20 protein-coding genes and 1 pseudogene are annotated in these 26,673 nt (G+C 71.0%); 16 read left to right on the top strand and 5 right to left on the bottom strand.

Annotated elements, in window-relative coordinates:
• Window positions 1–7: 7 nt before the first annotated feature.
• On the bottom strand, window positions 8–1,129 hold the full coding sequence (locus tag ACWC5O_RS37035) for a CAP domain-containing protein (protein ID WP_450590964.1): 1,122 nt from the start codon (window positions 1,127–1,129) through the stop codon (window positions 8–10).
• Between the two features lie 187 nt (window positions 1,130–1,316).
• On the opposite strand from ACWC5O_RS37035, the gene ACWC5O_RS37030 reads away from it, so the two are divergent.
• The 4 genes from ACWC5O_RS37030 to ACWC5O_RS37015 all read left to right on the top strand — a co-directional run bounded on the left by ACWC5O_RS37030 (window position 1,317) and on the right by ACWC5O_RS37015 (window position 7,719).
• Window positions 1,317–1,598 (top strand): acylphosphatase, encoded by a 282-nt coding sequence (locus ACWC5O_RS37030; RefSeq protein WP_450590966.1) that lies wholly within the window; start codon window positions 1,317–1,319, stop codon window positions 1,596–1,598.
• A gap of 382 nt (window positions 1,599–1,980) precedes the next feature.
• A complete protein-coding gene (locus ACWC5O_RS37025) occupies window positions 1,981–2,184 on the top strand; it encodes a hypothetical protein (RefSeq protein WP_023546484.1) in 204 nt (67 codons plus the stop codon).
• A gap of 246 nt (window positions 2,185–2,430) precedes the next feature.
• Window positions 2,431–6,099 (top strand): AAA family ATPase, encoded by a 3,669-nt coding sequence (locus ACWC5O_RS37020; protein ID WP_450590967.1) that lies wholly within the window; start codon window positions 2,431–2,433, stop codon window positions 6,097–6,099.
• 201 nt (window positions 6,100–6,300) lie between these two features.
• Window positions 6,301–7,719: a sugar porter family MFS transporter gene (locus tag ACWC5O_RS37015; protein ID WP_450590969.1), complete on the top strand. Its 1,419-nt coding sequence runs from the start codon at window positions 6,301–6,303 to the stop codon at window positions 7,717–7,719.
• Between the two features lie 196 nt (window positions 7,720–7,915).
• On the opposite strand, the gene ACWC5O_RS37010 is transcribed toward ACWC5O_RS37015, so the two are convergent.
• Together ACWC5O_RS37010 and ACWC5O_RS37005 are read right to left on the bottom strand one after the other, a co-directional pair.
• A complete protein-coding gene (locus ACWC5O_RS37010; protein WP_450590971.1) occupies window positions 7,916–8,887 on the bottom strand; it encodes an LLM class flavin-dependent oxidoreductase in 972 nt (323 codons plus the stop codon).
• A gap of 53 nt (window positions 8,888–8,940) precedes the next feature.
• Window positions 8,941–9,740: pseudogene (locus ACWC5O_RS37005) on the bottom strand (cytosine permease); the annotation flags it as partial.
• Window positions 9,741–10,045: 305 nt separating this feature from the next.
• Here ACWC5O_RS37005 and ftsY point away from each other — a divergent pair.
• A complete protein-coding gene (gene ftsY, locus ACWC5O_RS37000) occupies window positions 10,046–11,257 on the top strand; it encodes a signal recognition particle-docking protein FtsY (protein WP_450590973.1) in 1,212 nt (403 codons plus the stop codon).
• A gap of 90 nt (window positions 11,258–11,347) precedes the next feature.
• On the opposite strand, the gene ACWC5O_RS36995 is transcribed toward ftsY, so the two are convergent.
• The gene (locus ACWC5O_RS36995; protein WP_450590974.1) at window positions 11,348–12,010 is read right to left on the bottom strand and encodes a bifunctional DNA primase/polymerase; all 663 of its coding nucleotides are present in this window, start codon (window positions 12,008–12,010) and stop codon (window positions 11,348–11,350) included.
• A 457-nt stretch (window positions 12,011–12,467) separates the two neighbouring features.
• Here ACWC5O_RS36995 and nsdA point away from each other — a divergent pair, with 457 nt between their 5' ends.
• The 6 genes from nsdA (at window position 12,468) to ftsH (ending at window position 22,161) form a co-directional block, all read left to right on the top strand.
• Entirely contained in the window at window positions 12,468–13,952 is a 1,485-nt protein-coding gene (gene nsdA, locus ACWC5O_RS36990) for a transcriptional repressor NsdA (RefSeq protein ID WP_450590976.1), read from the top strand.
• 343 nt (window positions 13,953–14,295) lie between these two features.
• Window positions 14,296–15,639, top strand: coding sequence for an ammonium transporter (locus ACWC5O_RS36985; protein ID WP_450590978.1), 1,344 nt, complete (start codon window positions 14,296–14,298; stop codon window positions 15,637–15,639).
• Window positions 15,636–15,974 (top strand): P-II family nitrogen regulator, encoded by a 339-nt coding sequence (locus tag ACWC5O_RS36980; RefSeq protein WP_030990174.1) that lies wholly within the window; start codon window positions 15,636–15,638, stop codon window positions 15,972–15,974. Before ACWC5O_RS36985 ends, ACWC5O_RS36980 begins: the two co-directional genes overlap by 4 nt.
• Window positions 15,975–16,000: 26 nt before the next feature.
• Window positions 16,001–18,502, top strand: coding sequence for a [protein-PII] uridylyltransferase (locus ACWC5O_RS36975; protein WP_450590980.1), 2,502 nt, complete (start codon window positions 16,001–16,003; stop codon window positions 18,500–18,502).
• 83 nt (window positions 18,503–18,585) lie between these two features.
• Entirely contained in the window at window positions 18,586–20,136 is a 1,551-nt protein-coding gene (gene ffh / locus ACWC5O_RS36970) for a signal recognition particle protein (protein WP_450590982.1), read from the top strand.
• Window positions 20,137–20,226: 90 nt separating this feature from the next.
• The gene (gene ftsH, locus ACWC5O_RS36965) at window positions 20,227–22,161 is read left to right on the top strand and encodes an ATP-dependent zinc metalloprotease FtsH (protein WP_450590984.1); all 1,935 of its coding nucleotides are present in this window, start codon (window positions 20,227–20,229) and stop codon (window positions 22,159–22,161) included.
• Here the strand turns inward: ftsH and ACWC5O_RS36960 are convergent.
• The gene (locus ACWC5O_RS36960) at window positions 22,158–23,018 is read right to left on the bottom strand and encodes a class I SAM-dependent methyltransferase (protein ID WP_450590986.1); all 861 of its coding nucleotides are present in this window, start codon (window positions 23,016–23,018) and stop codon (window positions 22,158–22,160) included. The two genes, ftsH and ACWC5O_RS36960, sit on opposite strands and share 4 nt — an antisense overlap.
• Before the next feature lie 522 nt (window positions 23,019–23,540).
• On the opposite strand from ACWC5O_RS36960, the gene ACWC5O_RS36955 reads away from it, so the two are divergent.
• From ACWC5O_RS36955 to trmD, 5 genes are all read left to right on the top strand, one after another.
• The gene (locus ACWC5O_RS36955; protein WP_450590987.1) at window positions 23,541–24,143 is read left to right on the top strand and encodes a hypothetical protein; all 603 of its coding nucleotides are present in this window, start codon (window positions 23,541–23,543) and stop codon (window positions 24,141–24,143) included.
• Between the two features lie 345 nt (window positions 24,144–24,488).
• The gene (gene rpsP, locus ACWC5O_RS36950) at window positions 24,489–24,908 is read left to right on the top strand and encodes a 30S ribosomal protein S16 (protein WP_030649062.1); all 420 of its coding nucleotides are present in this window, start codon (window positions 24,489–24,491) and stop codon (window positions 24,906–24,908) included.
• A gap of 5 nt (window positions 24,909–24,913) precedes the next feature.
• A complete protein-coding gene (locus ACWC5O_RS36945; RefSeq protein ID WP_003973401.1) occupies window positions 24,914–25,153 on the top strand; it encodes an RNA-binding protein in 240 nt (79 codons plus the stop codon).
• 82 nt (window positions 25,154–25,235) lie between these two features.
• Window positions 25,236–25,778 (top strand): ribosome maturation factor RimM, encoded by a 543-nt coding sequence (gene rimM / locus ACWC5O_RS36940; protein WP_450590989.1) that lies wholly within the window; start codon window positions 25,236–25,238, stop codon window positions 25,776–25,778.
• Window positions 25,778–26,611 (top strand): tRNA (guanosine(37)-N1)-methyltransferase TrmD, encoded by an 834-nt coding sequence (gene trmD, locus ACWC5O_RS36935; RefSeq protein WP_450590990.1) that lies wholly within the window; start codon window positions 25,778–25,780, stop codon window positions 26,609–26,611. The genes rimM and trmD overlap by 1 nt, the downstream gene beginning before the upstream one ends.
• The last annotated feature ends 62 nt before the right edge of the window (window positions 26,612–26,673 follow it).

Raw genomic sequence — 26,673 nt, 5'->3', positions numbered from 1 at the left:
GGTTCTCTCAGTAGCCGAAGTCCTGCGTCCACCAAGGGCCGTCCGGCCCGAAGTGAACGCCGACCCCGAGCGTCTTGAAGTCGCAGTTCAGGATGTTGGCGCGGTGGCCGGGGCTGTTCATCCAGGCCTGCATCACGGCCGCCGCGTCCGCCTGGCCGCGGGCTATGTTCTCGCCGCCGAGGCCGGTGATGCCCGCCTTCGCGGCCCGGTCCCACGGGGTGGCCCCGTCCGGGTCGGTGTGGTCGAAGAAGTTCCGCGCGGCCATGTCGCCGCTGAACGCCTCGGCCAGTTCGGTCAGCGAGGAGTTCGCCGCCAGCGCGCTGCAGCCGACCTTGGCCCGCTCCTCGTTGACGAGCTTCAGCACCTCCGCCTCGGCGGCTGCCTGGGCCGACACCGTCGCCGGCGCGGAGGACGCCTTCGGCGCCTTGGTCGCCTTGTGTGACGGGGTGTGCTTCGGCTTGGCGGCCGTGGCGGCCGGCTTCGGCTTCTTCGGCGGCTTCTTCGTCGGGGTGGCGGAGGCCGATGCGGACTCCGACGCGGACTCCGAGGCGGACGGGGTCGGCGATGTCGAGGGCCCGGTGTCACGGCTCGAGGAAGAGCCGCCGACCGGGCTGTCCGCGCTGCCCGAGGTGCCGCCCTGCTCGGTGGTCGTGTTGCTGGGGGAGTCCGCGGCCTGCACCCGGTCGCCGCCGGTGGTGTGCGAACCGCCGCCGAGCTGGTAGTGCTGCAGGCCCGGCACCACGCCCGTGGTCACCGCGACCGTGCCGAGGGCGACGGCGGCGGAGACGCCGAGCAGGCCCGTGCGCACCGGTTTCGCGGCCTTCTTGCGGTGCCGGTGGCCGTGGGACGGACCGACTGCCGGGGTGAACCCGCTGCCGCCGAAGCCGTCCGGCGACGGCTCGCCGTCCATCGCGTACAGGTAGGCCGTGCTCCTGGCGTTGGCCTCGGCGTACGCCTCCGGGTTCAGGTAAGGCGCGATACCCATGGGGGCGCGGTCACCCGCGTACGAGTTCTGCGGGCCTTCGCCGCCCGTGACGGAGCGGTTCGGGTGGGTGACCCCCGTGGCGCGGCCCGGGGCGGCGCGGCCCGGGGCGGCGCGGCCGGCGGCGGAGCGTCGGTGGCGTCCCATGTCCTTGCCCTCTCCTCGTCTCGCGGGGTCGACCCGGCGCACGGCGCCGCGGTGGGCGATTGACCTCCGGTCAACCCGACTCACTCGATCGAGCGAGTTTCATATGAGATGCATTGGGTCGGGACGGTACCCCATACGGGTGAGGCGGGAAGTGTTCCGAGTGACTTTGGCCCGTTAGGTTGCATCCATGAGCGAGGATGTGCGACTGGTTGCCTGGGTCCGTGGACGCGTCCAAGGTGTGGGTTTTCGCTGGTTCACGCGGGCCAGGGCGCTGGAGATCGGCGGGCTGAGTGGTTTTGCTCTCAATCTGGGCGACGGCCGCGTCCAAGTGGTCGCGGAAGGGCCGCGTGCAGGGTGCGAGGGGCTGCTGGACTGGCTGGGGGGTAGCGACACGCCCGGGCACGTGGACGGTGTCACCGAGATCTGGGACACACCCCGCGGCGGTTACGACGGCTTCGCCATCCGCTGACCCGATCCTGTAACGCCCCGCAGGCCGGCCCGTGGCGATCTGCCCCGGGCACATGCCCGAAGCAGAAATGGGCTGGTGGTTGCCAAGAAGGGCGCGGCATGGCAGGCTCCACCGGTACAGCTGATCGTCACGCCCTGAGGGCCCCGCAGGAGCAGCAGCGCCGCCGTTCGCAGGCCGCGCGCCGCGGGTTTGCCCGCCAATACGGGGCGTGATCGTGTTGACCGTCAAACTTTTTGGTGAGACGCTGAAAGCCCCGCGCACCTTAGCTGTTTGGCATGTGAGAACTGCAGAGCAACACTCGAGTGTGTCAAGCACCGCGGGTGCGAATCCCTCACGACCCACACCGCATCGGTCGGTCACTCAGTGTGGAGGACCATCCATCATGGCAAAGGCGCTTCTCGGTTACGTCGGCGGCTCCGACCCTCGACTCCTCGCCGAGATGCGACGGCTGCAGCAGCGTGTCCAGGACCTGGAGTCCGAGCTCGTACGGATCCAGGCGGAGAACGACGCGCTGACGGCTGCCGCCTCTCAGGACAGGATCATGGAGAGCATCGACGCACACCAGGCGGAGCCTGCGCTCACCTGATCGCTGCATCAGCTCCACAACAGCAGTCGCAGCGGTTGGGCTGCCCGTAATCAACCGCAAAGTTGTCAGACGACTGAGACCCAGCCGTCAGAGTTGCAAGGGACGCTTCGGCGTCCCTTCTTTCTTTCCCCCGCGCATCCTTTCACTGTCTTTAACGTCTGGTGTGCCCTGCATGTTCAACGGCGAAACCGTGGGGTTGCGAGTGTTCGTGGAGTGAGATAGCGGCGGAAGGTAGAGTCCAGCGGCGTGCACCTCAAGGCCCTGACCCTCCGCGGGTTCAAGTCGTTCGCCTCGGCGACCACGCTCCGGTTCGAACCGGGAATCACGTGTGTCGTCGGCCCGAACGGCTCGGGCAAGTCCAACGTCGTGGACGCGCTCAGCTGGGTCATGGGCGAGCAGGGCGCCAAGTCGCTGCGCGGCGGCAAGATGGAGGACGTCATCTTCGCCGGTACCACCGGCCGTCCGCCGCTGGGCCGCGCCGAGGTGTCCCTGACCATCGACAACTCCGACGGGGCGCTGCCCATCGAGTACGCCGAGGTCACCATCACGCGGATCATGTTCCGCAACGGCGGCAGCGAGTACCAGATCAATGGCGACACCTGCCGCCTCCTGGACATCCAGGACCTCCTCTCCGACTCCGGCATCGGCCGCGAGATGCACGTCATCGTCGGCCAGGGCCAGCTCGACTCCGTCCTGCACGCGGACCCGATGGGCCGCCGCGCCTTCATCGAGGAGGCCGCGGGTGTGCTCAAGCACCGCAAGCGCAAGGAGAAGGCGCTGCGGAAGCTGGACGCGATGCAGGCCAACCTCGCGCGCGTGCAGGACCTCACCGACGAGCTGCGCCGCCAGCTGAAGCCGCTCGGCCGCCAGGCCGCGGTCGCCCGCCGCGCCGCCGTCATCCAGGCCGACCTCCGCGATGCGCGCCTGCGCCTGCTCGCCGACGACCTCGTACGACTGCGCGAGGCCCTGAAGACCGAGATCGCCGACGAGGCGGCCCTGAAGGAGCGCAAGGAAGCCGCCGAGCTGGAACTGAAGAAGGCGCTCCAGCGGGAGGCACTGCTGGAGGACGAGGTACGGCAGCTCGCCCCGCGCCTCCAGCGCGCCCAGCAGACCTGGTACGAGCTGTCCCAGCTGGCCGAGCGGGTGCGCGGCACGATCTCGCTGGCCGACGCCCGGGTGAAGAGCGCCACCTCCGCACCCCCCGAGGAGCGGCGCGGCCGCGACCCCGAGGACATGGAGCGCGAGGCCGCCCGCATCCGCGAGCAGGAGGCCGAGCTGGAGGCGGCCCTGGAGGCGGCCGAGCGGGCTCTGGAGGACACGGTCGCGCACCGTGCCGAGCTGGAGCGCGAACTGGCCGTCGAGGAGCGGCGCCTGAAGGACGTGGCCCGCGCGATCGCCGACCGCCGCGAGGGCCTGGCCCGGCTCAACGGCCAGGTCAACGCGGCCCGTTCGCGAGCCGGCGCCGCCCAGTCCGAGATCGACCGCCTGGCCGCCGCCCGCGACGAGGCGCAGGAGCGTGCCGGCGCCGCCCAGGAGGAGTACGAGGCACTCAAGGCCGAGGTCGACGGCCTCGACGCCGGAGACGCGGACCTGGCCGAGCAGCACGAGGCGGCGAAACGACAGCTCGCCGAGGCCGAGTCCGCGTTGAGCGCGGCCCGTGAGGCGGCCACCGCGGCCGAACGCAGGCGTGCCGCGACCCAGGCCCGCCACGAGGCGCTGGCGCTGGGCCTCAGGCGCAAGGACGGCACCGGCATACTGCTGGGCGCCCGGGACCGCCTCACCGGACTCCTCGGCCCGGCGGCGGAACTCCTGACGGTGACCCCGGGCTACGAGGTCCCCCTGGCCGCCGCCTTCGGCGCGGCGGCCGACGCCGTCGCCGTGACGACACCGGCATCGGCGGCCGAGGCGATCCGGCTCCTGCGCAAGCAGGACGGGGGACGCGCCGCGCTGCTGCTGGCGGGGGCGCCGAAGGAACGGGAGCCTGCGCCCCAAAGGGGCGCGGGGCTGTGTCTGACATGCGGCTGCCGCCACGTGGGCGCGACCAGCCACGACGAACCCGCGGACGACCGACTGCCCACCACGGCGCTTCCAGCAGAGCTCACGGCACCTCGCGCGGAGCGCTTCGCGGCCGACCTCGTCCGCGGCCCCGCCGAACTCATGCCCGCCGTACGCCGCCTGCTGCGCGGCATCGTCGTCGTGGACACGCTCGAAGACGCCGAGGATCTCGTCTACGCCCACCCCGAGCTGACCGCGGTCACGGCCGAAGGCGACCTGCTCGGCGCGCACTTCGCGCACGGCGGGTCGGCCGGGGCGCCCAGTCTGCTGGAGGTGCAGGCCTCCGTGGACGAGGCCGCGGCGGAGCTGGAAGAGCTGGCGGTGCGGTGCGAGGAACTCACCGAGGCGCAGCACGTGGCCACCGGACGGCGCACCGAGGCCGCCGCGCTCGTGGAGGAGCTGGGGGAGCGGCGCCGGGCCGCCGACCGGGAGAAGTCGGCCGTGGCCCAGCAGCTGGGCCGGCTCGCCGGGCAGGCGCGCGGTGCCGCCGGCGAGGCCGAGCGGTCCACGGCGGCGGCGGCACGCGCGCAGGAGGCGCTCGACAAGGCCGTACAGGACGCCGAGGAGCTGGCCGAACGGCTGGCCGTTGCCGAGGAGATGCCGGTCGAGGAGGAGCCGGACACCTCGGTGCGGGACCGGCTCGCGGCCGACGGCGCCAACGCCCGGCAGACCGAGATGGAGGCCCGGCTCCAGGTCCGTACGCACGAGGAGCGGGTGAAGGGGCTCGCCGGGCGGGCCGATTCGCTGGACCGCGCCGCCCGCGCGGAGCGCGAGGCACGCGTGCGTGCCGAACAGCGGCGGGCGCGGCTGCGGCACGAGGCGGCCGTGGCGGAGGCCGTCGCGTCCGGTGCGCGCCAGCTGCTCGCGCATGTGGAGGTGTCCCTGACCCGCGCCGAGCAGGAGCGGGCCGCGGCCGAGGCGGCCAAGGCCGCGCGGGAGCGGGAGCTGACCGCCGCGCGCACCGCCGGCCGCGACCTCAAGGCCGAGCTCGACAAGCTCACCGACTCCGTCCACCGCGGCGAGGTGCTCGGCGCCGAGAAGCGGCTGCGGATCGAGCAACTGGAGACCAGGGCGCTGGAGGAGCTGGGCGTGGAGCCCGCGGGGCTCGCGTCCGAGTACGGCCCCCATCAGCTCGTACCGCCGTCCCCGCCCGCCGAGGGCGAGGAGCTGCCGGAGGACCCCGAGCACCCGCGCAACCAGCCGAGGCCGTTCGTGCGCGGTGAGCAGGAGAAGCGGCTCAAGGCCGCCGAGCGCGCCTACCAGCAGCTCGGCAAGGTGAACCCGCTCGCCCTGGAGGAGTTCGCCGCGTTGGAGGAGCGCCACAAGTTCCTCAGCGAGCAGCTCGAAGACCTGAAGAAGACCCGGGCCGATCTGCTCCAGGTGGTGAAGGAGGTCGACGAGCGCGTCGAGCAGGTCTTCACCGAGGCCTACCGGGACACGGCCCGCGAGTTCGAGGGCGTCTTCAGCCGGCTGTTCCCGGGGGGCGAGGGACGGCTGATCCTGACCGACCCCGACAACATGCTCACCACGGGCGTGGACGTCGAGGCCCGGCCGCCGGGCAAGAAGGTCAAGCGGCTCTCCCTGCTGTCGGGCGGCGAGCGGTCGCTGACCGCGGTGGCGATGCTGGTGTCGATCTTCAAGGCCCGGCCGAGCCCGTTCTATGTCATGGACGAGGTCGAGGCCGCCCTGGACGACACCAACCTCCAGCGGCTGATCCGGATCATGCAGGAGCTGCAGGAGTCCTCGCAGCTGATCGTCATCACGCACCAGAAGCGCACGATGGAGGTCGCCGACGCGCTCTACGGCGTGTCCATGCAGGGCGACGGCGTGTCGAAGGTCATCTCTCAGCGCCTCCGCTAGGCAAACCCTCAAGATCAACTACTCTGTCTTCACTTATTGAACACAGAGCCCTTGGTCACATCTAAAAAGTCACAGCAGTTGAGCTATTGACTTCGAAACTTGAAGGCATAGTCTCTGCAACGTTGCTTTTACCTTCAGGTGTCACCACCTGAGAGGGCTCACCCCCACCCGGCAGCGTTGCCGTGGCCCGAGGAGTTTTTCGTGACCAGCACAGCGCAGGCACCTCAGCAAGGAGTCAGGACGGCTCACCCCGAACATCTCGGGCACGTCATCTTCATCGCGGCGGCGGCCGCCATGGGCGGCTTCCTGTTCGGGTACGACAGCTCCGTGATCAACGGCGCCGTCGAGGCCATCCGCGACCGCTACGACATCGGTTCCGCGGCCCTCGCCCAGGTCATCGCCATCGCCCTGATCGGCTGTGCCATCGGCGCCGCGACCGCCGGCCGCATGGCCGACCGGATCGGCCGTATCCGCGTGATGCAGATCGCCGCCCTGCTGTTCACGGTCAGCGCCGTCGGCTCGGCCCTGCCCTTCTCGCTGTGGGACTTCGCCCTCTGGCGCGTCGTCGGCGGCTTCGCCATCGGCATGGCCTCGGTCATCGGCCCCGCCTACATAGCCGAGGTCGCCCCGCCGGCGTACCGCGGCCGCCTCGGCTCCTTCCAGCAGGCCGCGATCGTCATCGGCATCGCCATCTCGCAGCTGGTCAACTGGGGTCTGCTCAACGCCGCAGGTGGCGACCAGCGCGGCAAGCTGATGGGCCTGGAGGCCTGGCAGGTCATGCTCGGTGTGATGGTCGTCCCGGCCGTGCTGTACGGCCTGCTCTCCTTCGCGATCCCCGAGTCCCCGCGCTTCCTGATCTCCGTCGGCAAGCGTGACCGCGCCCGCGAGATCCTCGCCGAGGTCGAGGGTCAGGGCCGTGACCTGGACGCCCGCGTCGCCGAGATCGAGCACGCGATGAACAGCGAGCACAAGTCCGCCTTCAAGGACCTGCTCGGCGGCGGCTTCTTCTTCAAGCCGATCGTCTGGATCGGTATCGGCCTCTCGGTCTTCCAGCAGTTCGTCGGCATCAACGTCGCGTTCTACTACTCCTCGACGCTGTGGCAGTCGGTCGGTGTCGACCCGACGGACTCGTTCTTCTACTCCTTCACGACGTCGATCATCAACATCGTCGGCACCGTGATCGCGATGATCTTCGTGGACCGCATCGGCCGCAGGCCGCTCGCGCTCATCGGCTCGGTCGGCATGGCCGTCGGCCTCGCGCTGGAGGCCTGGGCGTTCTCCCACCACCTGGTCGACGGCAAGCTGCCCGCGACGCAGGGCTGGATCGCCCTGGTCGCCGCCCACGTGTTCGTCCTCTTCTTCGCCCTGTCCTGGGGTGTGGTCGTCTGGGTCATGCTCGGCGAGATGTTCCCGAACAAGATCCGCGCCGCCGCCCTGGGCGTGGCCGCCGCCGCGCAGTGGATCGCCAACTGGGTTATCACCGCGAGCTTCCCGTCGCTGGCCGACTGGAACCTGTCCGGCACCTACGTGATCTACACGGTCTTCGCCGCGCTCTCCATCCCGTTCGTCCTGAAGTTCGTCAAGGAGACGAAGGGCAAGGCGCTGGAGGAGATGGGCTAGGCCCCCACAGTCCCGAGGAGACGGGCCAAGTCCCCGCTGCCCGGCTCCTCGTACCGTCCGCCGCCCCCGCTCGGCCACTGCCCGAGCGGGGGCGGCGGTGTCATGTCCGGAGCTCACCAGATGAGGACGCCCCGCCGGTCTCCACGGCCTTGTGGGCGCATCGATCCCCACACCGTCGTGCGCCACGACTCGAAGCTCAGCCCCCCAGCGCCGGAAGTACCCGCTCCGCGAACAACCGCAGGCTGCGCCACGCCTCCTCCAGCGGCATCCCGCCCGCCAGCGGATGCAGGACGAGACTGTCCAGACCCAGCGTCACGCACTGCTCCGGCGTGAGGATCCGGTACACGCCCTCGGCGCGCAGCTCCTCGACCGTCGTGGCCGCCGACCGCACCGCCGAGCGGATGTCGCCGGACTGCCAGGAGGCGTAGGTCCGGGCCTCGTGCAAGAAGTGCTCGCCGTACTCGGACCACGCCCGGTCCGGGTCCTCGGCGACGTGCAGCAGCGGGGTCTCGGCAGCCGGCATCATCGTCCAGCCCTCGGTGCCGAACACGGTGAGCTGTTCCTTGTAGTACGCCTCCAGCTCCGGCAGATGCGCGCTCGGGAAGAACGGCAGGCCGAACCGGGCGGCCCGGCGGGCGGCGGCCTTCGAGGAGCCGCCGACCAGCAGCAGGGGATGCGGATCGGTGTAGGGGCGCGGGGTGAGCCGCACCTTACGGCCCCGGTACGTGAACTCCTCGCCGGTCCACGCCTTCAGCAGGGTCTCCAGCAACTCGTCCTGCAGACGGCCGCGCCGCTTCCAGTCCACGTCGAACAGGGCGTACTCCTCGGGCCGGTAGCCGATCCCGGCCACCGTCACCAGCCGCCCGCCGCTGAGCAGATCCAGCACCGCCATCTCCTCGGCCAGCCGCAGTGGATCGTGCAGCGGGCCGATCACCGCCGACACCGTCACCGCGATGTTCCGGGTCGCCCCGAACACCGCGCCCGCGAAGGCGAACGGCGACGGCAGCCAGTTGTTGTCGGCGCCGTGGTGCTCCTCGGTCTGGATGGTGGCGATCCCGTGCTCGTCCGCGTACGCGGCCATCTCCAGGGCGGCCCGGTAGCGGGCGGCGAGGGCGGCGGGAGTGGCGCCGGGAGCGACGAGGTTGAAACGCACGACCGTGACGGGCATGGGAAGTCCCCCTCCGGTACTGCTCGGTGGAGGGGACGGTAGCTGACGGCGCGTCAGACGGCCAGAGGCCTGGCTTCCCCGGTCTCCTCCGCCGTCGCCTGCGGCGCGACCACCGCCGGGTTCGGCAGGGCCAGGTACAGCAGGCCGGAGATCACGATCGTGGCGACCCGGCCGAGGCCGTACTCGCCGATGACGTTGTTCTTCGCCGGCGGGCCGGTGAACCAGTCCGAGGCGGTGAACATCAGGCCCGCCACCAGGCCGATCGCGCAGGCGGCCACCGCGGCCGGGGAGAGGCCGCCCCGGTACCGGTAGGCGCTGGTGCGGGTGGTCTCGGTCATGGCCTGGCCGTAGTACTCGGTCCGGCGGAGCATGTCCGCGCCGAACACGCCGACCCACGCGGGGAAGGTCATCGGGAGCAGGCAGAGGAAGGCGATGAGGGAACCCAGGAAGCTGGTCGCCACCAGCGTCAGCACCCCGCCGAAGACCGGCGAGATCACGGCGTTGCCCGAGACCGTCCAGTGTCGCGGCACCTTGAAGCCGAGGGTCTGCGCGGTGAAACCGGCCGAGTACATCGACATGGAGTTGATCAGCAGCAAGCCGATCAGCGCGATCAGCAGGTACGGCACCGCGATCCAGGTCGGCACGATCTCGCCGAGGAGGAGACCGGGTCGGAGACCGAGGCCAGGTCCGGGGTGGAGGCCGCCGTCACCGCGCCCATCAGCACCATCGGCAGCACGACGATGCCGGCGCCGCGCACCGCCGTGCCCGCGATCGCCTTCGACGACGCCGTGCGCGGCGGGTAGCGGGTGAAGTCGGGCGCCGACGGACAGCGCCATGCCGGGCGCCCCGCCGCGCTTGCCCGCGATGCCGATCAGCCCGACCAGGCCGTACGACACGACCGGCGCGCGGCCACCGCGAGCGCGCTGCGCTTCGGTGGCGAGGGCGGGTCGCGGCCCACGGAACGGGTCGTGACACGCCCCGGGTGTGCCTCCGCTGACCCCACCCGCGCCAGCTGATACTGGACGGGTTGTGACCTCCACCCTCAAGGGCTTCCCGCAGGCTTGAAGCCGGGCGGGCGGGCCGGCCCGGTCCGGAGGGCACGCGGCCCCACCGCAGAACGACGGACCGAGCAGGGGGGTCACGCATACTGGAGCCGTTATGGAAACCGTCATCCTTGCTGTAGTCATCGCCGTGGTCGTGCTCGGCGCGCTCGGCGGGCTCATCGTCAGCAGCCGGCGCAGGAAGCCGCTGCCCCCGCCGCCGCCCGCCGCGCCCGACATCACCGCGCCCCCGGCCGAGCCGCACGTCGGCGACGAGGCCGAGACGCCGCGCGACGAACCGCGCCGGACGATAGAGGAGGTGGATCTCCCCGGCGGCTCGGCACCGGTCGCCGTGGAGGAGCCTCCCGCTGGCCCCGCCCTCGAGGTTCCCGAGCTCGAGATCCCGGAGCCCACCGCCGGGCGGCTGGTCCGCCTGCGCGCCCGCCTGTCCCGCTCGCAGAACGCCCTCGGCAAGGGCCTGCTCACGCTGCTGTCCCGCGAGCACCTCGACGAGGACACCTGGGAGGAGGTCGAGGACACGCTGCTCACCGCCGACGTCGGCGTGCAGCCCACGCAGGAGCTGGTCGAGCGGCTGCGCGAGCGCGTGAAGGTGCTCGGCACCCGCACCCCGGAGGAGCTGCGCGGCCTGCTGCGCGAGGAGCTGCTCAAGCTCGTCGGTACCGACGTCGACCGCACGGTGAAGACCGAGCCCGAGGACCGCAAGCCCGGCATCGTGATGGTCGTCGGCGTCAACGGCACCGGCAAGACCACCACCACCGGGAAGCTCGCCCGCGTCCTGGTCGCCGACGGCCGGACCGTCGTCCTCGGCGCGGCCGACACCTTCCGTGCCGCCGCCGCCGACCAGCTGCAGACCTGGGGCGAGCGCGTCGGCGCGTACACCGTGCGCGGGCCGGAGGCCGGTGACCCCGCCTCCGTGGCCTTCGACGCGGTCAAGGAAGGCAAGGAGATGGGGGTCGACGTCGTCCTCATCGACACCGCAGGGCGTCTGCACACGAAAACTGGCCTGATGGACGAGCTTGGCAAGGTCAAGCGCGTGGTCGAGAAGCACGCGCCGCTGGACGAGGTGCTGCTCGTCCTCGACGCCACCACCGGCCAGAACGGTCTGGTGCAGGCCCGGGTGTTCGCCGAGGTCGTGGACATCACCGGCATCGTGCTGACCAAGCTGGACGGCACGGCCAAGGGCGGCATCGTGGTCGCGGTCCAGCGCGAGCTGGGCGTGCCGGTCAAGCTGGTCGGCCTCGGCGAGGGCGCGGACGACCTGGCGCCGTTCGAGCCGGAGGCGTTCGTGGATGCCCTTATCGGTGACTGACCGCCGGGGGAGTGAAAACACCCCCGCTGCAAAGAAGCGCCCGCTCCCAAGGTGCAGTTGGGGACGGGCGCTTCGCCTTGTGCGGCTCGGCTAGGCGCGGGCCCGCGACCGGTGTGCCACATACGCCAGCGTGCCCAGCAGCAGCCGGGCCGCCGGCGGCCGGGTCGCCGAGTCCAGGGCCGGCGGGCGCAGCCAGCGCACCGGACCGAGGCCGCCCCGGTCGGAGGGCGGGGCGGTGACGTAGGTGCCCGGGCCGAGGCCGCGCAGGTCCAGGGCGGACGGGTCGTCCCAGCCCATGCGGTAGAGCAGCTGGGGGAGCTCGGCGGCGGCGCCGGGGGCGACGAAGAAGTGGGCGCGGCCGTCCGGGGTCGCGGTGACCGGGCCGAGCGGAAGGCCCATGCGTTCGAGACGGACCAGGGCGCGGCGCCCGGCGGGCTCGGCGACCTCGACGACGTCGAATGCGCGGCCGACGGGCAGCATCACGGACGCCCCCGGGAACTCGGCCCAGGCCTTGGACACCTCGTCGAGCGTGGCCCCGGCCGACACCTGCGGCGAGAAGTCGAGCGGGTGCGCGCCCGGCGCCGGACAGTCAGGGTGCCCGCAGGAGCAGGTGCCCGCCGCGGCCCGCGCGCCCGGCACCACGTCCCAGCCCCACAGCCCGGTGAACTCGGCGACGGCGGTGCACTCCGACGAGCGGCCGCGTCGGCGCGTGCCGGAGCGGATCTCGCGGATGCCGCCGATCGTGAAGCCCATGCCCCCTCCAACGGGTCCAGCGCGCCGGTGGTTACGACACGGAGCGAGACGGAAGCGGAACGTGACGCTACGGCTCCGCCTTCCCTCGCTCCCGCGAGGCCAAGGCGGCGCTTTGCAGCGCCACGGGTGGTGCGTGGGAGTTCGCGCGCCCTTGTGCGCATCACTCCGCCCACTTCCGGCCGTCCTGTGTCAAGTGAATCGCGAGGAGGCCATCGTGAGTTCATTCGAAGGGGTGGCGAATGGTGGCGTTTCAGGGATCGCCATGGCTGGACGGGTGATCGTAGGATTACTGTGAGTGCGCGAGTCCTGGGGGCATATGCACCCATGGGTATGCCGGAGGCGAGTCGTCAGCTCGTTCGAAGGGTGAGAATCGGCGGACGAGAAGCCGTATTTACCGGCATTCTGATAGGGCTTGGCGCATTCGGCGACAAGTGGTCTCAGGGATGGGGGCGTTCCAGTGGGCGGCAACGGCGGTAGCGGGACGAACGCTGACAAGCGCCCCAACGAGCTGCTCGGTTCGTGGTTCGTGCGCAGCGGCTGGTCCAAGGGCGAGCTGGCCCGTCAGGTGAACCGCAGAGCACGCCAGTTGGGTGCCAACCACATCTCCACGGACACCTCACGGGTACGCCGCTGGCTGGACGGGGAGAACCCGCGCGAGCCGATTCCGCGGATCCTCTCCGAGCTGTTCTCGGAGCGCTTCGGCTGTGTCGTCTCCATCGAGGACCTCGGTCTGCGCGCCGCCCGTCAGTCACCCTCCGCGTCCGGCGTCGACCTGCCCTGGACGGGTCCGCAGACGGTGGCCCTGCTCAGCGAGTTCTCGCGCAGCGACCTGATGCTGGCGCGGCGCGGCTTCCTCGGGACCTCGCTGGCCCTGTCCGCGGGCCCGTCCCTCATCGAGCCCATGCAGCGCTGGCTCGTGCCGGCCCCCTCCTCGCCGCTCCCGCTCGAGTACGAGCCCGAGCCCGTCTACGAGTCCCGCAGGCCCGGCCGGCTGTCCAGGCCCGAGCTGGACCTGCTGGAGTCCACCACCCGGATGTTCCGCCAGTGGGACGCCCAGTGCGGCGGCGGCCTGCGCCGCAAGGCGGTCGTCGGCCAGCTGCACGAGGTCACCGACCTGCTCCAGGAGCCCCAGCCCGAGGCCACCGCCCGCAAGCTCTTCAAGGTCGCCGCCGAGCTGGCCGAGCTGGCCGGCTGGATGTCGTACGACGTCGGGCTCCAGGCCACCGCGCAGAAGTACTTCGTCCTCGCCCTGCACGCCGCCAAGGAGGCCGGCGACAAGCCGCTCGGCTCCTACATCCTCTCCAGCATGAGCCGCCAGATGATCCATCTCGGCCGGCCCGACGACGCCCTGGAGCTGATCCACCTGGCCCAGTACGGCAGCCGTGACTGCGCGAGCCCGCGCACCCAGGCCATGCTGTATGCGATGGAGGCCCGCGCATACGCCAACATGGGCCAGCCCGGCAAGTGCAAGCGGGCCGTCCGGATGGCCGAGGACACCTTCGCCGAGGCCGATGAGTGGGACGAGCCGGATCCCGACTGGATCCGCTTCTTCTCCGAGGCCGAGCTGTACGGGGAGAACTCCCACTCCTTCCGCGACCTCGCCTACGTCGCCGGACGCAGCCCCGCCTACGCCTCGCTGGCCGAGCCACTGATGCGGCAGGCGGTGGACCTGTTCGCCAAGGACAGCGAGCACCAGCGGTCGTACGCCCTTAACCTGATCGGAATGGCCACCGTGCACCTGCTCCAGCGCGAGCCCGAGCGCAGCACGGAGTACGCCTCGCAGGCCATGGCCATCGCCAAGAAGGTCCGCTCCGAGCGTGTGAACACTCGTATTCGAAAGACGGTCGACACGGCCGCGCGTGACTTCGGCGATCTCAGCGCCGTCGTCGACCTCACCGACCAGCTCGCCGTCGACCTCCCGGAGACCGCCGAGGCCGTCTGACACCGCAGGACACGCATGCCCCGGCCGCGGCCGGTCCTCCCGAACTGCCCGACTCGGCTCCCCCATGCCAGGTCATCGGAAGGCCGCCGCGGCCGGCCCCTTTTCCTCCGCAGGGATCCTCCGGAGAAGGTTGCGCCACGATAACGATCCCGCGGCCAGACATCTCGCACTTCATCTACGCGTAACACACAGGGCGCCTTCGTCACCCCGGCGAAACAACGAGGGGCTTCCACCGAAACCGCGCTGCGCCAATCTCATGGCGCATAACCGGCCCACCCCTCAACTGACCGGACCGCTCAGGCACCGCCCGCACGGGGCCGTACCAACCGACGAGGAGACGCCGATGGCACCAGCCATCACGCTTGCCGCGGAGGCACCCAAGCTGTCATCCGCGAACACAGGCTTCATGCTCATCTGTTCCGCCCTGGTCCTGCTCATGACCCCGGGCCTGGCCTTCTTCTACGGAGGCATGGTCCGCGTCAAGAGCACCCTCAACATGCTGATGATGAGCTTCATCAGCATGGGCATCGTCACCATTCTCTGGGTGCTCTACGGCTTCTCCCTCGCCTTCGGCACGAACAACAGCCTGATCGGCTGGAACTCCGACTGGTTCGGCCTCAGCAACATCGGACTGACGGAGCTGTGGGACGGCTACAACATCCCGATCTTCGTCTTCATGGTCTTCCAGATGATGTTCGCGATCATCACGCCGGCCCTGATAAGCGGCGCCCTCGCGGACCGCGTCAAGTTCTCGGCCTGGTCGCTCTTCATCGCCCTGTGGCTCACGATCGTCTACGTGCCGGTCGCCCACTGGGTCTGGGGCGCCGACGGCTGGGCCTACAAGCTCGGCGTGATCGACTTCGCCGGTGGTACCGCGGTCCACATCAACGCGGGTGCCGCGGCGCTCGGCGTGATCCTGGTCATCGGCAAGCGCGTCGGCTTCAAGAAGGACCCGATGCGCCCGCACAGCCTCCCGCTGGTCATGCTCGGTGCCGGTCTGCTGTGGTTCGGCTGGTTCGGCTTCAACGCCGGCTCGTGGCTCGGCAACGACGACGGCGTCGGCGCGCTGATGTTCGTCAACACGCAGGTCGCGACCGCCGCCGCCATGCTGGCCTGGCTCGCCTACGAGAAGATCCGGCACGGCGCGTTCACCACGCTGGGTGCCGCCTCCGGTGCGGTCGCCGGTCTGGTCGCGATCACCCCGTCCGGTGGCGCGGTCTCCCCGCTCGGCGCGATCGCCGTCGGCGCCATCGCCGGTGTCGCCTGCGCCGCGGCCGTCGGCCTGAAGTTCAAGTTCGGCTACGACGACTCGCTCGACGTCGTCGGCGTCCACATGGTCGGCGGCATCATCGGCTCCCTGCTGATCGGCTTCTTCGCCACCGGCAAGGGCCAGTCCACCGCGACCGGTGTCTTCTACGGCGACCACACCTGGACCCAGCTGTGGAAGCAGTGCGCCGGTGTGGGCGCGGTCCTCGCCTACTCCCTGATCGTCTCCGCGGTCCTCGCCTTCCTCCTCGACAAGACCATCGGGATGCGGGTCACCGAGGACGAGGAGGTCTCCGGCATCGACCAGGCCGAGCACGCCGAGACCGCATACGACTTCAGCGGCGCCGGCGGCGGTGTCATCGGATCGGTCGCAGCCTCCCCGGCCCTGGCCGGCACGCAGAGCAAGAAGGTGGACGCATGAAGCTCATCACCGCCGTCGTCAAGCCCCACCGGCTGGACGAGATCAAGGAGGCCCTGCAGGCCTTCGGCGTCCACGGGCTGACGGTCACCGAGGCAAGCGGTTACGGTCGTCAGCGGGGCCACACCGAGGTCTACCGCGGTGCCGAGTACACCGTCGACCTGGTCCCCAAGATCCGCATCGAGGTGCTGGCCGAGGACGACGACGCCGAGCAGCTGATCGAGGTCATCGTCAAGGCGGCCCGCACCGGCAAGATCGGTGACGGCAAGGTCTGGTCCCTGCCGGTCGAGACGGCCGTACGAGTCCGTACCGGCGAGCGCGGCCCGGACGCGCTCTGAGACGACAGAAGGACAGGAGTCGCTGGGTGACGGGTACGGATGTGCGGAACGAAGCGGATGACTCGGGACCCAGCGGCTACGCGGCGGCCCGGCTGCGCCTCCTCACCGAGGAGGCGCGGTCCGGGCCGCCGCGCCGTGCCGCCCTCGCCGAACTGACCGACGACTGGCTCGCCGGACTCTTCACGGCGGCGGCCGGAGAAGGAGAGGGAGCGGAGCGACTCCCTCAGCAGGGCGGTGGTGGGCGACGGGAGGGCCTCAAGGGCGTCTCGCTCGTCGCCGTCGGCGGCTACGGCCGCGGCGAGCTGTCTCCGCGCAGCGATCTCGACCTCCTGCTGCTGCACGACGGGAGCGACCCGGGCGCGGTCGCCGCCCTGGCCGACCGCCTCTGGTACCCCGTCTGGGACCTGGGCCTCGCCCTCGACCACTCCGTCCGCACCCCCGCGGAGGCCCGCAAGACGGCCGGAGAGGATTTGAAAGTCCAACTCGGTCTCCTGGACGCCCGCCACCTCACCGGCGACCTCGGCCTCACCGCCGGACTGCGCACGGCCGTCCTGGCCGACTGGCGCAACCAGGCACCCAAGCGCCTCCTCGAACTCCAGGAACTCTGCGCCGACCGCGCCGAACGCCAGGGCGAGCTGCAGTACCTCCTGGAGCCCGACCTCAAGGAGGCCCGCGGCGGCCTCCGGGACGCCACCGCCCTGCGCGCCGTGGCCGCCTCCTGGCTGGCCGACGCCCCGCGCGAGGGCCTCGCCGACGCACGCCGGCGCCTGCTCGACGTCCGGGACGCCCTGCACCTGGCCACCGGCCGGGCCACCGACCGGCTCGCACTGCAGGAACAGGACCAGGTCGCGGCCGAGCTGGGCCTGCTGGACGCCGACACGCTGCTGCGGCAGGTCTACGAAGCGGCGCGCGTGATCTCGTACGCCAGCGATGTCACCTGGCGCGAAGTGGGGCGCGTGCTGCGCTCGCGCGCCGTCCGTCCGCGCCTGCGCGCCATGCTGGGCGGCGGCAAGCCGGTCGCCGAGCGCTCCCCGCTGGCCGAGGGGGTGGTGGAGCAGGAGGGCGAGGTGGTGCTCGCCCGGACCGCACGCCCCGAACGCGACCCCGTGCTTCCGCTGCGCGCCGCGGCCGCCGCCGCGCAGGCCGGACTCCCGCTCTCCCTGCACGCCGTACGGCGCATGGCCGCCACCGCGCGCGCCCTGCCCACGCCCTGGCCCGCCGAGGCCCGCGAACAGCTGGTGACCCTGCTCGGCTCCGGCCGCCCGACCGTGGACGTCTGGGAGGCCCTGGAGGCGGAGGGCCTGATCAGCCGCCTCCTGCCGGACTGGGAGCGGGTCCGCTGCCGCCCGCAGCGCAACGCCGTCCACATCTGGACCGTGGACCGGCACCTGATCGAGACGGCGGTCCGCGCCTCCGAGCTGACCCGCCGCGTCAGCCGCCCCGACCTGCTCCTCGTCTCCGCCCTGCTGCACGACATCGGCAAGGGCTGGCCCGGCGACCACTCCGTGGCCGGCGAGATCATCGCCAAGGACGTGGCCGGCCGGATCGGCTTCGACAGCGCCGACGTGGCGGTGCTGTCCACGCTCGTGCGGCACCACCTCCTGCTCATCGAAACGGCCACCCGGCGCGACCTGGAGGACCCCGCGACCGTCCGCTCGGTCGCCGAGGCCGTCGGCACGCAGAGCACGCTGGAACTCCTGCACGCCCTCACCGAGGCGGACGCCCTCGCCACCGGACCCGCCGCCTGGTCGTCCTGGCGCGGCTCCCTCGTCGCCGACCTCGTACGGCGCGTCGCCGCCGTCCTCGCCGGGGACACCCCCGACGAACCCGAGCCCGCCGCGCCCACGGCCGAGCAGGAACGCCTCGCCATCGAGGCCTTCCGCACCGGCAGCCCGGTCCTCGCCCTGCGCGCGCAGAGGGAGCCGGTGCCGGAGGAGGAGGCCTCCGGCGCGCCCGAGCCGCTCGGCGTGGAGCTGCTCATCGCCGTACCGGACCAGCCCGGCGTGCTGCCCGCGGTCGCCGGTGTCCTCGCCGTGCACCGCCTGACCGTCCGCACGGCCGAGCTGAGCGCCCTGAGCCTGCCCGACGTCGACGACGGCTCGGTCCTGCTGCTGAACTGGCGGGTCGCGGCCGAGTACGGCTCCCTGCCGCAGGCCGCCCGGCTGCGCGCCGACCTCGTCCGCGCCCTCGACGGTTCCCTCGACATCGCGGGCCGCCTCGCCGAGCGCGACGCGGCCTACCCGCGCCGCCGCGGCTGGGTGGCCCCGCCGCCCCGTGTGACGGTCGCCTCGGCGGCCTCGCACCACGCCACGGTGATCGAGGTGCGGACCCAGGACGCCCCCGGACTGCTGCACCGGATCGGGATGGCCCTGGACAAGGCCGGGGTGCGGGTGCGCAGCATGCACGTCAGCACCCTGGGCGCCAACGCCGTCGATGCGTTCTACGTCACCACCGGCGCGGGCGCACCCCTGCCGGGACAGGACGCGAACTCGCTGGCCCGGGTGCTCGAGGAGACCTTGCGGGGGTGACCTTTCCCCGATGAGTTCACCGCCGGGATACCCTGGAGGGCGATTCCCAGCAGCCACCACCGACCCCGAGGACCGCGAGCGCCGTGTTCGACACTCTCTCCGATCGCCTGTCAGCGACTTTCAAGAACCTGCGCGGCAAGGGACGGCTCTCCGAGGCGGACATCGACGCCACCGCGCGCGAGATCCGGATCGCGCTCCTCGAAGCGGACGTGGCCCTGCCCGTCGTCCGCACGTTCATCAAGAACGTCAAGGAGCGCGCGCTCGGCGCCGAGGTCTCCAAGGCGCTGAACCCGGCCCAGCAGGTCCTGAAGATCGTCAACGACGAACTCGTCACCATCCTCGGTGGCGAGACCCGGCGGCTGCGCTTCGCCAAGCAGCCCCCCACCGTGATCATGCTGGCGGGTCTGCAGGGTGCCGGTAAGACCACCCTCGCGGGCAAGCTCGGCAAGTGGCTCAAGGAGCAGGGCCACTCGCCGCTGCTGGTCGCCGCCGACCTCCAGCGCCCGAACGCCGTCAACCAGCTGAGTGTCGTCGCCGAGCGCGCCGGTGTCGCCGTCTACGCCCCGGAGCCGGGCAATGGCGTCGGCGACCCGGTCAAGGTCGCCAAGGACTCCATCGAGCACGCGCGGACCAAGGTCCACGACATCGTGATCGTGGACACCGCCGGCCGTCTCGGTATCGACCAGGAGATGATGCAGCAGGCCGCGGACATCCGCGACGCCGTCTCTCCGGACGAGATCCTGTTCGTCGTCGACGCGATGATCGGTCAGGACGCCGTCAACACCGCCGAGGCCTTCCGCGACGGCGTCGGCTTCGACGGTGTGGTGCTCTCCAAGCTCGACGGTGACGCCCGCGGTGGTGCCGCCCTGTCGATCCGCCAGATCACCGGCAAGCCGATCATGTTCGCGTCGAACGGCGAGAAGCTCGACGACTTCGACGCGTTCCACCCGGACCGGATGGCCTCCCGCATCCTCGACCTGGGCGACCTGCTCACCCTGATCGAGCAGGCGGAGAAGACGTTCAGCCAGGAAGAGGCCGCCAAGATGGCCTCCAAGCTGGCGTCGAAGAAGGGCCAGGACTTCACCCTGGACGACTTCCTGGCCCAGATGGAGCAGGTCAGGAAGATGGGCTCCATCTCCAAGCTGCTCGGCATGCTCCCGGGCATGGGCCAGATCAAGGACCAGATCAACAACCTGGACGAGCGGGACGTCGACCGCACGGCCGCGATCATCAAGTCGATGACCCCGGGCGAGCGCCAGGACCCGACGATCATCAACGGCTCGCGCCGCGCCCGTATCGCCAAGGGTTCCGGCGTCGAGGTCAGCGCGGTGAAGGGCCTCGTGGAGCGGTTCTTCGAGGCCCGCAAGATGATGTCCCGCATGGCCCAGGGCGGCGGCATGCCGGGCATGCCGGGGATCCCGGGCATGGGCGGCGGCCCCGGCCGGCAGAAGAAGCAGCCGAAGCAGGCCAAGGGCAAGCAGCGCTCCGGCAACCCGATGAAGCGCAAGCAGCAGGAGCTGGAGGCGGCCCAGCGCCGCGAGGCCGCCGCTCAGAACGGCGGCGCCTTCGGGCTGCCGCAGCAGGGCGGTCAGGACTTCGAGCTCCCGGACGAGTTCAAGAAGTTCATGGGCTGAGTGCCGTAGTACGGCCTTGGGGGCGGCTCCTCTCAGAGGGAGTCGCCCCCAGCGCGTGCCGGGGTCCGTTGTGTGCCGTAACGTCCAGATATGAGCAATGCGGCGCCCCCGCGCAAGGCCCCTGACCAGCCGTGGCGCGCCGAGGGCACACCGGACGAGTCGCCCCGGCGGACCGGCGGACGCAGGGGTGGCAAATGGTGGGGCCTGCTCGTCACCGCGGTGATCGTCTTCCTGCTGGCCTACGTCGGGCTGAACTACCTCGGCCAGGGCAACCAGCCGACGATCTCGTACACGGAGTTCAGCAAGCAGGTCGGCGACGGCAACGTCGCCACGATCTACTCCAAGGGCGATGCGATCCAGGGGCAGCTCAAGACCGCTCAGAACAATCCGGACGGCGGCGGCAGGTACACCAAGTTCAAGACGCAGCGACCGGCCTTCGCGGACGACAAGCTGTGGCAGAACCTGAGCAGCCGCGGCGTCACGGTGACGGCGCGGCCCGTCGTCCAGGAGCGCAGCTTCCTGTCCAACCTTCTGATCTCCTTGATCCCGATCGTGATCGTGGTCGCGGTGTGGATCTTCTTCGCACGGCGGTTCGGTGCGGGTCTGGGCGGCGCGGGTGGCATGTTCGGGCGCAAGGCGCCGCCCAAGCCGGTCGAGCTGAGACCGGGCACCGGGCGCACGACGTTCGCCGACGTGGCCGGGATCGACGAGGTCAAGGGTGAGCTGGACGACGTCGTCGACTTTCTGAAACACCCCGACACCTACCGCAGGATGGGCGCGAAGATGCCCCGGGGCGTGCTGCTCGCGGGTTCGCCCGGCACGGGCAAGACCCTGCTGGCACGAGCGGTGGCGGGTGAGGCCGGCGTGCCGTTCTTCTCGGCCTCGGCGTCCGAGTTCATCGAGATGATCGTCGGTGTCGGCGCGTCCCGCGTCCGCGAGCTGTTCGCCGAGGCCCGAAAGGTGGCACCGTCGATCATCTTCATCGACGAGATCGACACCATCGGACGGGTGCGCGGCGCCGGCGCCTCGGTCAGCGGCCACGACGAGCGCGAGCAGACGCTGAACCAGATCCTCACGGAGATGGACGGCTTCTCGGGTTCGGAGGGCGTGATCGTCATCGCCGCGACGAACCGCGCGGACATCCTGGACCCGGCGCTGACCCGGCCCGGCCGTTTCGACCGGGTGGTCAGCGTGGCCCCACCGGACCGTACCGGCCGCCAGGCGATCCTGCGGATACACACCCGGGACATCCCGCTCGGCTCCGACGTGGACCTGCCCCAGCTGGCGCGTGTCACCCCCGGCATGACGGGTGCGGATCTGGCCAACCTCGCCAACGAGGCCGCTCTGCTCGCGGTCAAGCGCAAGCAGGAACAGGTGACCCAGGCCGACCTGTCCGAGGCCCTGGAGAAGGTCCAGCTGGGCGCTGAGCGCACCCTCGTGATGCCCGAGGAGGACCGCCGCCGCACCGCGTACCACGAGAGTGGCCACGCTCTGCTCGGCATGCTGCAGCCCGGCGCCGACCCGGTCCGCAAGATCACCATCGTTCCGCGGGGCCGGGCGCTCGGGGTGACGATGTCCACGCCCGAGGTGGAGCGCTACGCGCACTCGGAGGAGTACCTGCGGGGTCGGATCATCGGCGCCCTGGGCGGCATGGCGGCCGAAGAGGTCGTCTACGGAGTCGTCACCACGGGCGCGGAGAACGACCTCGAGCAGGTCACCAACATCGCGCGCGGGATGGTGGCCCGCTGGGGCATGAGCGAGCGCGTCGGCCGTCTGTCCGCCCTCCCGAGCGATGCCCAGCAGGCGTACGGGCTGTCGGCCGCTCCACAGACCCTCGACGTGATCGACGCCGAGATGCGCCGGATCGTCGACGAGTGCTACGAGGAGGCCTGCGGCAAACTCCGCGACCACCGTAGCCAGCTGGACGCCCTGGCCCAGGCCCTGATGGAGAACGAGACACTGGAGGAGGTGGACGCCTACCGGATAGCCGGGATCACACGCCTCACCAAGGATTCGGAGGCCTAGGGCACGCGGGCGATCAGGTATCGGAAGACGTTCGGCATCCACACGGTGCCGTCCGGGCGCCGGTACGGATGCAGCGCCTCCGCCAGCTCCTTGTCCACCTGCTTGCGGTCGGTCGCCGCGACCGCCGCGTCGAACAGGCCCGTCGACAGCAGACCGCGTACGGCGCTGTCGAGGCCGGCGTACCCGAACGGGCAGGCCACCCGCCCCGAGCCGTCCGGCTTCAGACCGGCCCGCTGGGCGACCTCCTCCAGGTCGTCGCGCCGGGCGGGGCGCCAACTGTTCGCGCTGCGCAGGGGGTCGGCCAGCTTCGTCGCCACCCGTAGCACCGAGGAGGTCGCGCAGCGCTCCGGCGGGCCCCAGCCGGCCAGCACCACGGCCGCGCCGCGCTCGGCCAGCGGCAGCGCTGCCGCCAGCAGCTCGCCGAGCCCCTCGGAGTCCCCCGCCAGACAGCCGATCGGCTCGAAGACGGTCACCAGGGTGTACGGGGGCGTCTCCGCGTCGGCCGGGTCCCCGGGCGTGCCCTCGACGAGCCTCGTGCGCGTACGCGCGGGCGTGCCGCGCGGAACGTCCGGCAGCAGGCGCTCGCGTGCGAGGGCGAGTCGCTCGGGGGAGGAGTCGACACCGGTGACCGCGGCCCCTCTGGAGGCCGCCATCAGCAGGGCGAGCCCGGAACCGCAGCGCAGGCCCAGCAGCCTCGTGGCAGGGCCCACTTCAAGTCGCTCGTAGACGGTCTCGTAGAGCGGCACCAGCATCCGCTCCTGGATCTCGGACCAGTCACGCGCGCGTGCGCACAGGTTCAACCGGGGCGGTACGGAGCCCGGATGAGACAGGTGTTCCCGCACGAGCGTAGGTGTCATAGGTAAGCGCCCCATTCCGCCGACAGTTCGCCGCAGTGCCCGATTGCGTGGCCCCCCGTGCCGTGCGCTCGCACTATCCACGTATGCCAGGTAACTCCCGGCTCGCGGTGCCGTCCAGGGGTCGTGGGTCCCGGCTTGGGGACCGGTGCCGAGTGTGGCGAGATTTCACATCCACGCAATCTGGGGGACCGTACGGTGTCCACTCACCCGGGGCGGCCGGTGGCCAAGGGCGCGTACGGACCCGGTAACGTCACGGGCGTCGCGGACGCTGACTGAGGTGACGGCCTCGTGCGAGAGCGACCGAAACACCTCTTGCGCATCCGCCCCCCGCCGCCGTCCCGCGGCTACATGGTGGTTCGTACGTCAGACTACGCACCGGCTTGGTACGAGCTGGGTGGCTTCTCCGCAGATCAGCGCACCCGCCCTCGTCAGGACGCATCAGTGCCAACTGACGGGTAAGTGCAAATTATTTGGGATGGCCCGGAATAGGAACACAGCGGCACCCCCGCTCGTTGTCATTACGTGAGCACGACACAGACACCACCTGTTCTCGCCGCAGAGCTGGCGCAGGCGTGGGCCGACATTCAGCGGTACCACCCCGAGCTGCCGGACCTTGCCGCGCCAGAGTCCCTGATCGGGGAGTCGTCGTCCGCGTGCGGTCACGAACTCTCCTTCGAGCGACTGCTCCATGAGGCAGTCCACGGCCTCGCCGCCGCCCGCGGCGTGCGCGACACCTCCCGGGCCGGCCGCTACCACAACCGCAGATTCCTCGCGATCGCCGAGGAGCTGGGCCTGGACCACCCCGAGGAGCCGCACCCCAGCAGCGGCTTCTCCCTGGTCACGCTCAACCCCGAGGCCAAGCGCCGCTACCGTCCGACCATCGAGCGGCTCCAGCGCGCACTGAAGGCCCACACGGTGGCCACCTCCGCCGACACCTCCCGCACCTTCCGCGGCCCGGCAGCCCGGCACGGCTCCTCGGGCGGCGGCGTCCGCGTGAAGGCGGTCTGCGACTGCGGGCGCAACGTCCGGGTGGTCCCGTCGGTCCTGGCCCAGGCCCCCATCGTGTGCGGCGGCTGCGGCAAGCCGTTCCGCATCCCGGAGGTCGTGGGAGCGGCGGCGAGCTGAGACTGCGACTGCTCGTGGCAGCCGCAGTCCGCTCGCAACGCACACCGCGGGCACCTGTGCCGCAGGGCGGCACGGGTGGGCGCGGCCGGCGACTTGCCGGTGCCGAGTGGCGCACCCGACGTACGGTCACCTCCACGCCGGGTGCCCCTCAGGCATGCCCAAGATCACCCGACCCCCTCGGCCGAGAGCGACCCGCAGGGTGTGGCACAATGGCTAGCTGTACTCGACAGCCGCACAGGACCCCTCTCTCCTCCGGCTGACGCGTCCATCGGGCATTCGGGTACCGCAACCCCACGCGGCAGCTCGCCGTGCCCAACCACGTCAATTCCAGGAGAATCCACTCCCGTGGCAGTCAAGATCAAGCTGAAGCGTCTGGGCAAGATCCGTTCGCCTCACTACCGCATCGTCGTCGCCGACTCCCGCACCCGCCGTGACGGCCGTGCGATCGAGGAGATCGGCAAGTACCACCCGACCTACAACCCGTCGGTCATCGAGGTGGACGCCGAGCGTGTGGCGTACTGGCTGGGTGTCGGCGCGCAGCCGACCGAGCCCGTCCTCGCCATCCTGAAGAAGACCGGCGACTGGCAGAAGTTCAAGGGCGAGCCGGCCCCCGCGCCGCTGCTCGTCGCCGAGCCGAAGGCCGGGCGTCCGTCGTTCGAGGCTCTCGGCGGTGACGACGAGGGCAAGGGTGAGGCGATCACCCAGAAGAAGAAGGCTGAGAAGAAGGACGAGGCTGCGGCTGAGTCCGAGTCGACCGAGGCCTGAGCAGCATGCTCGAAGAGGCGCTTGAGCACCTCGTGAAGGGCATCGTCGACAACCCTGACGATGTGCAGGTCGCCTCGCGCAACCTGCGCCGCGGGCGCGTGCTGGAGGTCCGGGTCCACCCCGACGACCTCGGCAAGGTGATCGGCCGCAACGGTCGTACCGCGCGCGCTCTGCGTACCGTCGTGGGCGCCATCGGCGGCCGCGGTGTCCGCGTCGACCTCGTCGACGTGGACCACGTCCGCTGACGCTTCATCGCAACCGGCTCGGGCCGGGGAGGGCCACTGGGCCGTCCCCGGCCCGCAGTCGTATGACAGGAGATCTGTACACGTGCAGCTGGTAGTCGCACGGATCGGCCGCGCCCACGGCATCAAGGGCGAGGTCACCGTCGAGGTACGTACCGACGAGCCGGAGCTGCGGCTCGCCCCGGGCGCCGTTCTGGCCACCGACCCGGCCTCCGCCGGGCCCCTCACCATCGCCACCGGCCGCGTCCACAGCGGCCGCCTGCTCCTGCGCTTCGAGGGCGTCAGCGACCGCAACGCCGCCGAGGCCCTGCGCAACACCCTGCTGATCGCCGAAATCGACCCCGAGGAACTCCCCGAGGGCGAGGACGAGTACTACGACCATCAGCTCATCGACCTGGACGTGGTCACCGAGGACGGCACGGAGGTCGGCCGGATCACCGAGATCTCCCACCTGCCCTCCCAGGACCTCTTCATCGTGGAGCGCCCTGACGGCAGCGAGGTGCTGATCCCCTTCGTGGAGGAGATCGTCACCGAGATCGACCTGGAGGAGCAGAAGGCGGTCATCGCCCCTCCGCCGGGCCTGATCGACGACCGTGCGGTGATCGACTCGACCCGGGACGAGTCCTGATGCGCCTCGACGTCGTCACGATCTTCCCCGAGTACCTGGAGCCCCTGAACGTCTCCCTGGTCGGCAAGGCACGCGCGCGCGGACAGCTGAACGTGCACGTGCACGATCTGCGGTCCTGGACGTACGACCGGCACAACACCGTCGACGACACGCCGTACGGCGGTGGCCCCGGCATGGTCATGAAGACCGACCCCTGGGGCGACGCCCTGGACACGGTCCTCGCCGACGGCTACGAGACCGGCGCCCAGGCCCCCGCACTGATCGTGCCCACCCCGAGCGGCCGCCCCTTCACCCAGGAACTCGCGGTCGAACTCTCCGAGCGCCCCTGGCTGATCTTCACCCCGGCCCGCTACGAGGGCATCGACCGGCGTGTCATGGACGAGTACGCCACCCGGATGCCCGTCTACGAGGTCTCCATCGGCGACTACGTGCTCGCCGGCGGCGAGGCGGCCGTCCTGGTCGTCACGGAGGCCGTGGCCCGGCTGCTGCCCGGCGTCCTCGGCAACGCCGAGTCCCACCGGGACGACTCCTTCGCACCCGGCGCGATGGCCAACCTCCTGGAGGGCCCCGTCTACACCAAGCCGCCCGTCTGGCGCGGCCGGGACATCCCGGAGGTGCTGCTCAGCGGCCACCACGGCAAGATCGCCCGCTGGCGCCGCGACGAGGCCCTGAAGCGCACGACGGCCAACCGGCCCGACCTGATCGAGCGCTGCGACCCCAAGGCCTTCGACAAGAAGGACCGCGAGATGCTCTCCATCCTGGGCTGGGAACCGGACCCGGACGGGAAGCCGTACGGCCGATTTTGGCGCCGGGCCGAGGGCGTGGAAGAATAGACCGCTGTTGTGCGTCCGTCCGGCGTGCGCCCCTGCCACAGGGGGACACGACGCCCGTCCCG

It is taken from the genome of Streptomyces sp. NPDC001450 (genome assembly GCF_053597295.1).
The sequence above is the reverse complement of the archived record's forward strand: the minus strand, read 5'-3'. Positions and strand labels throughout refer to the sequence as shown.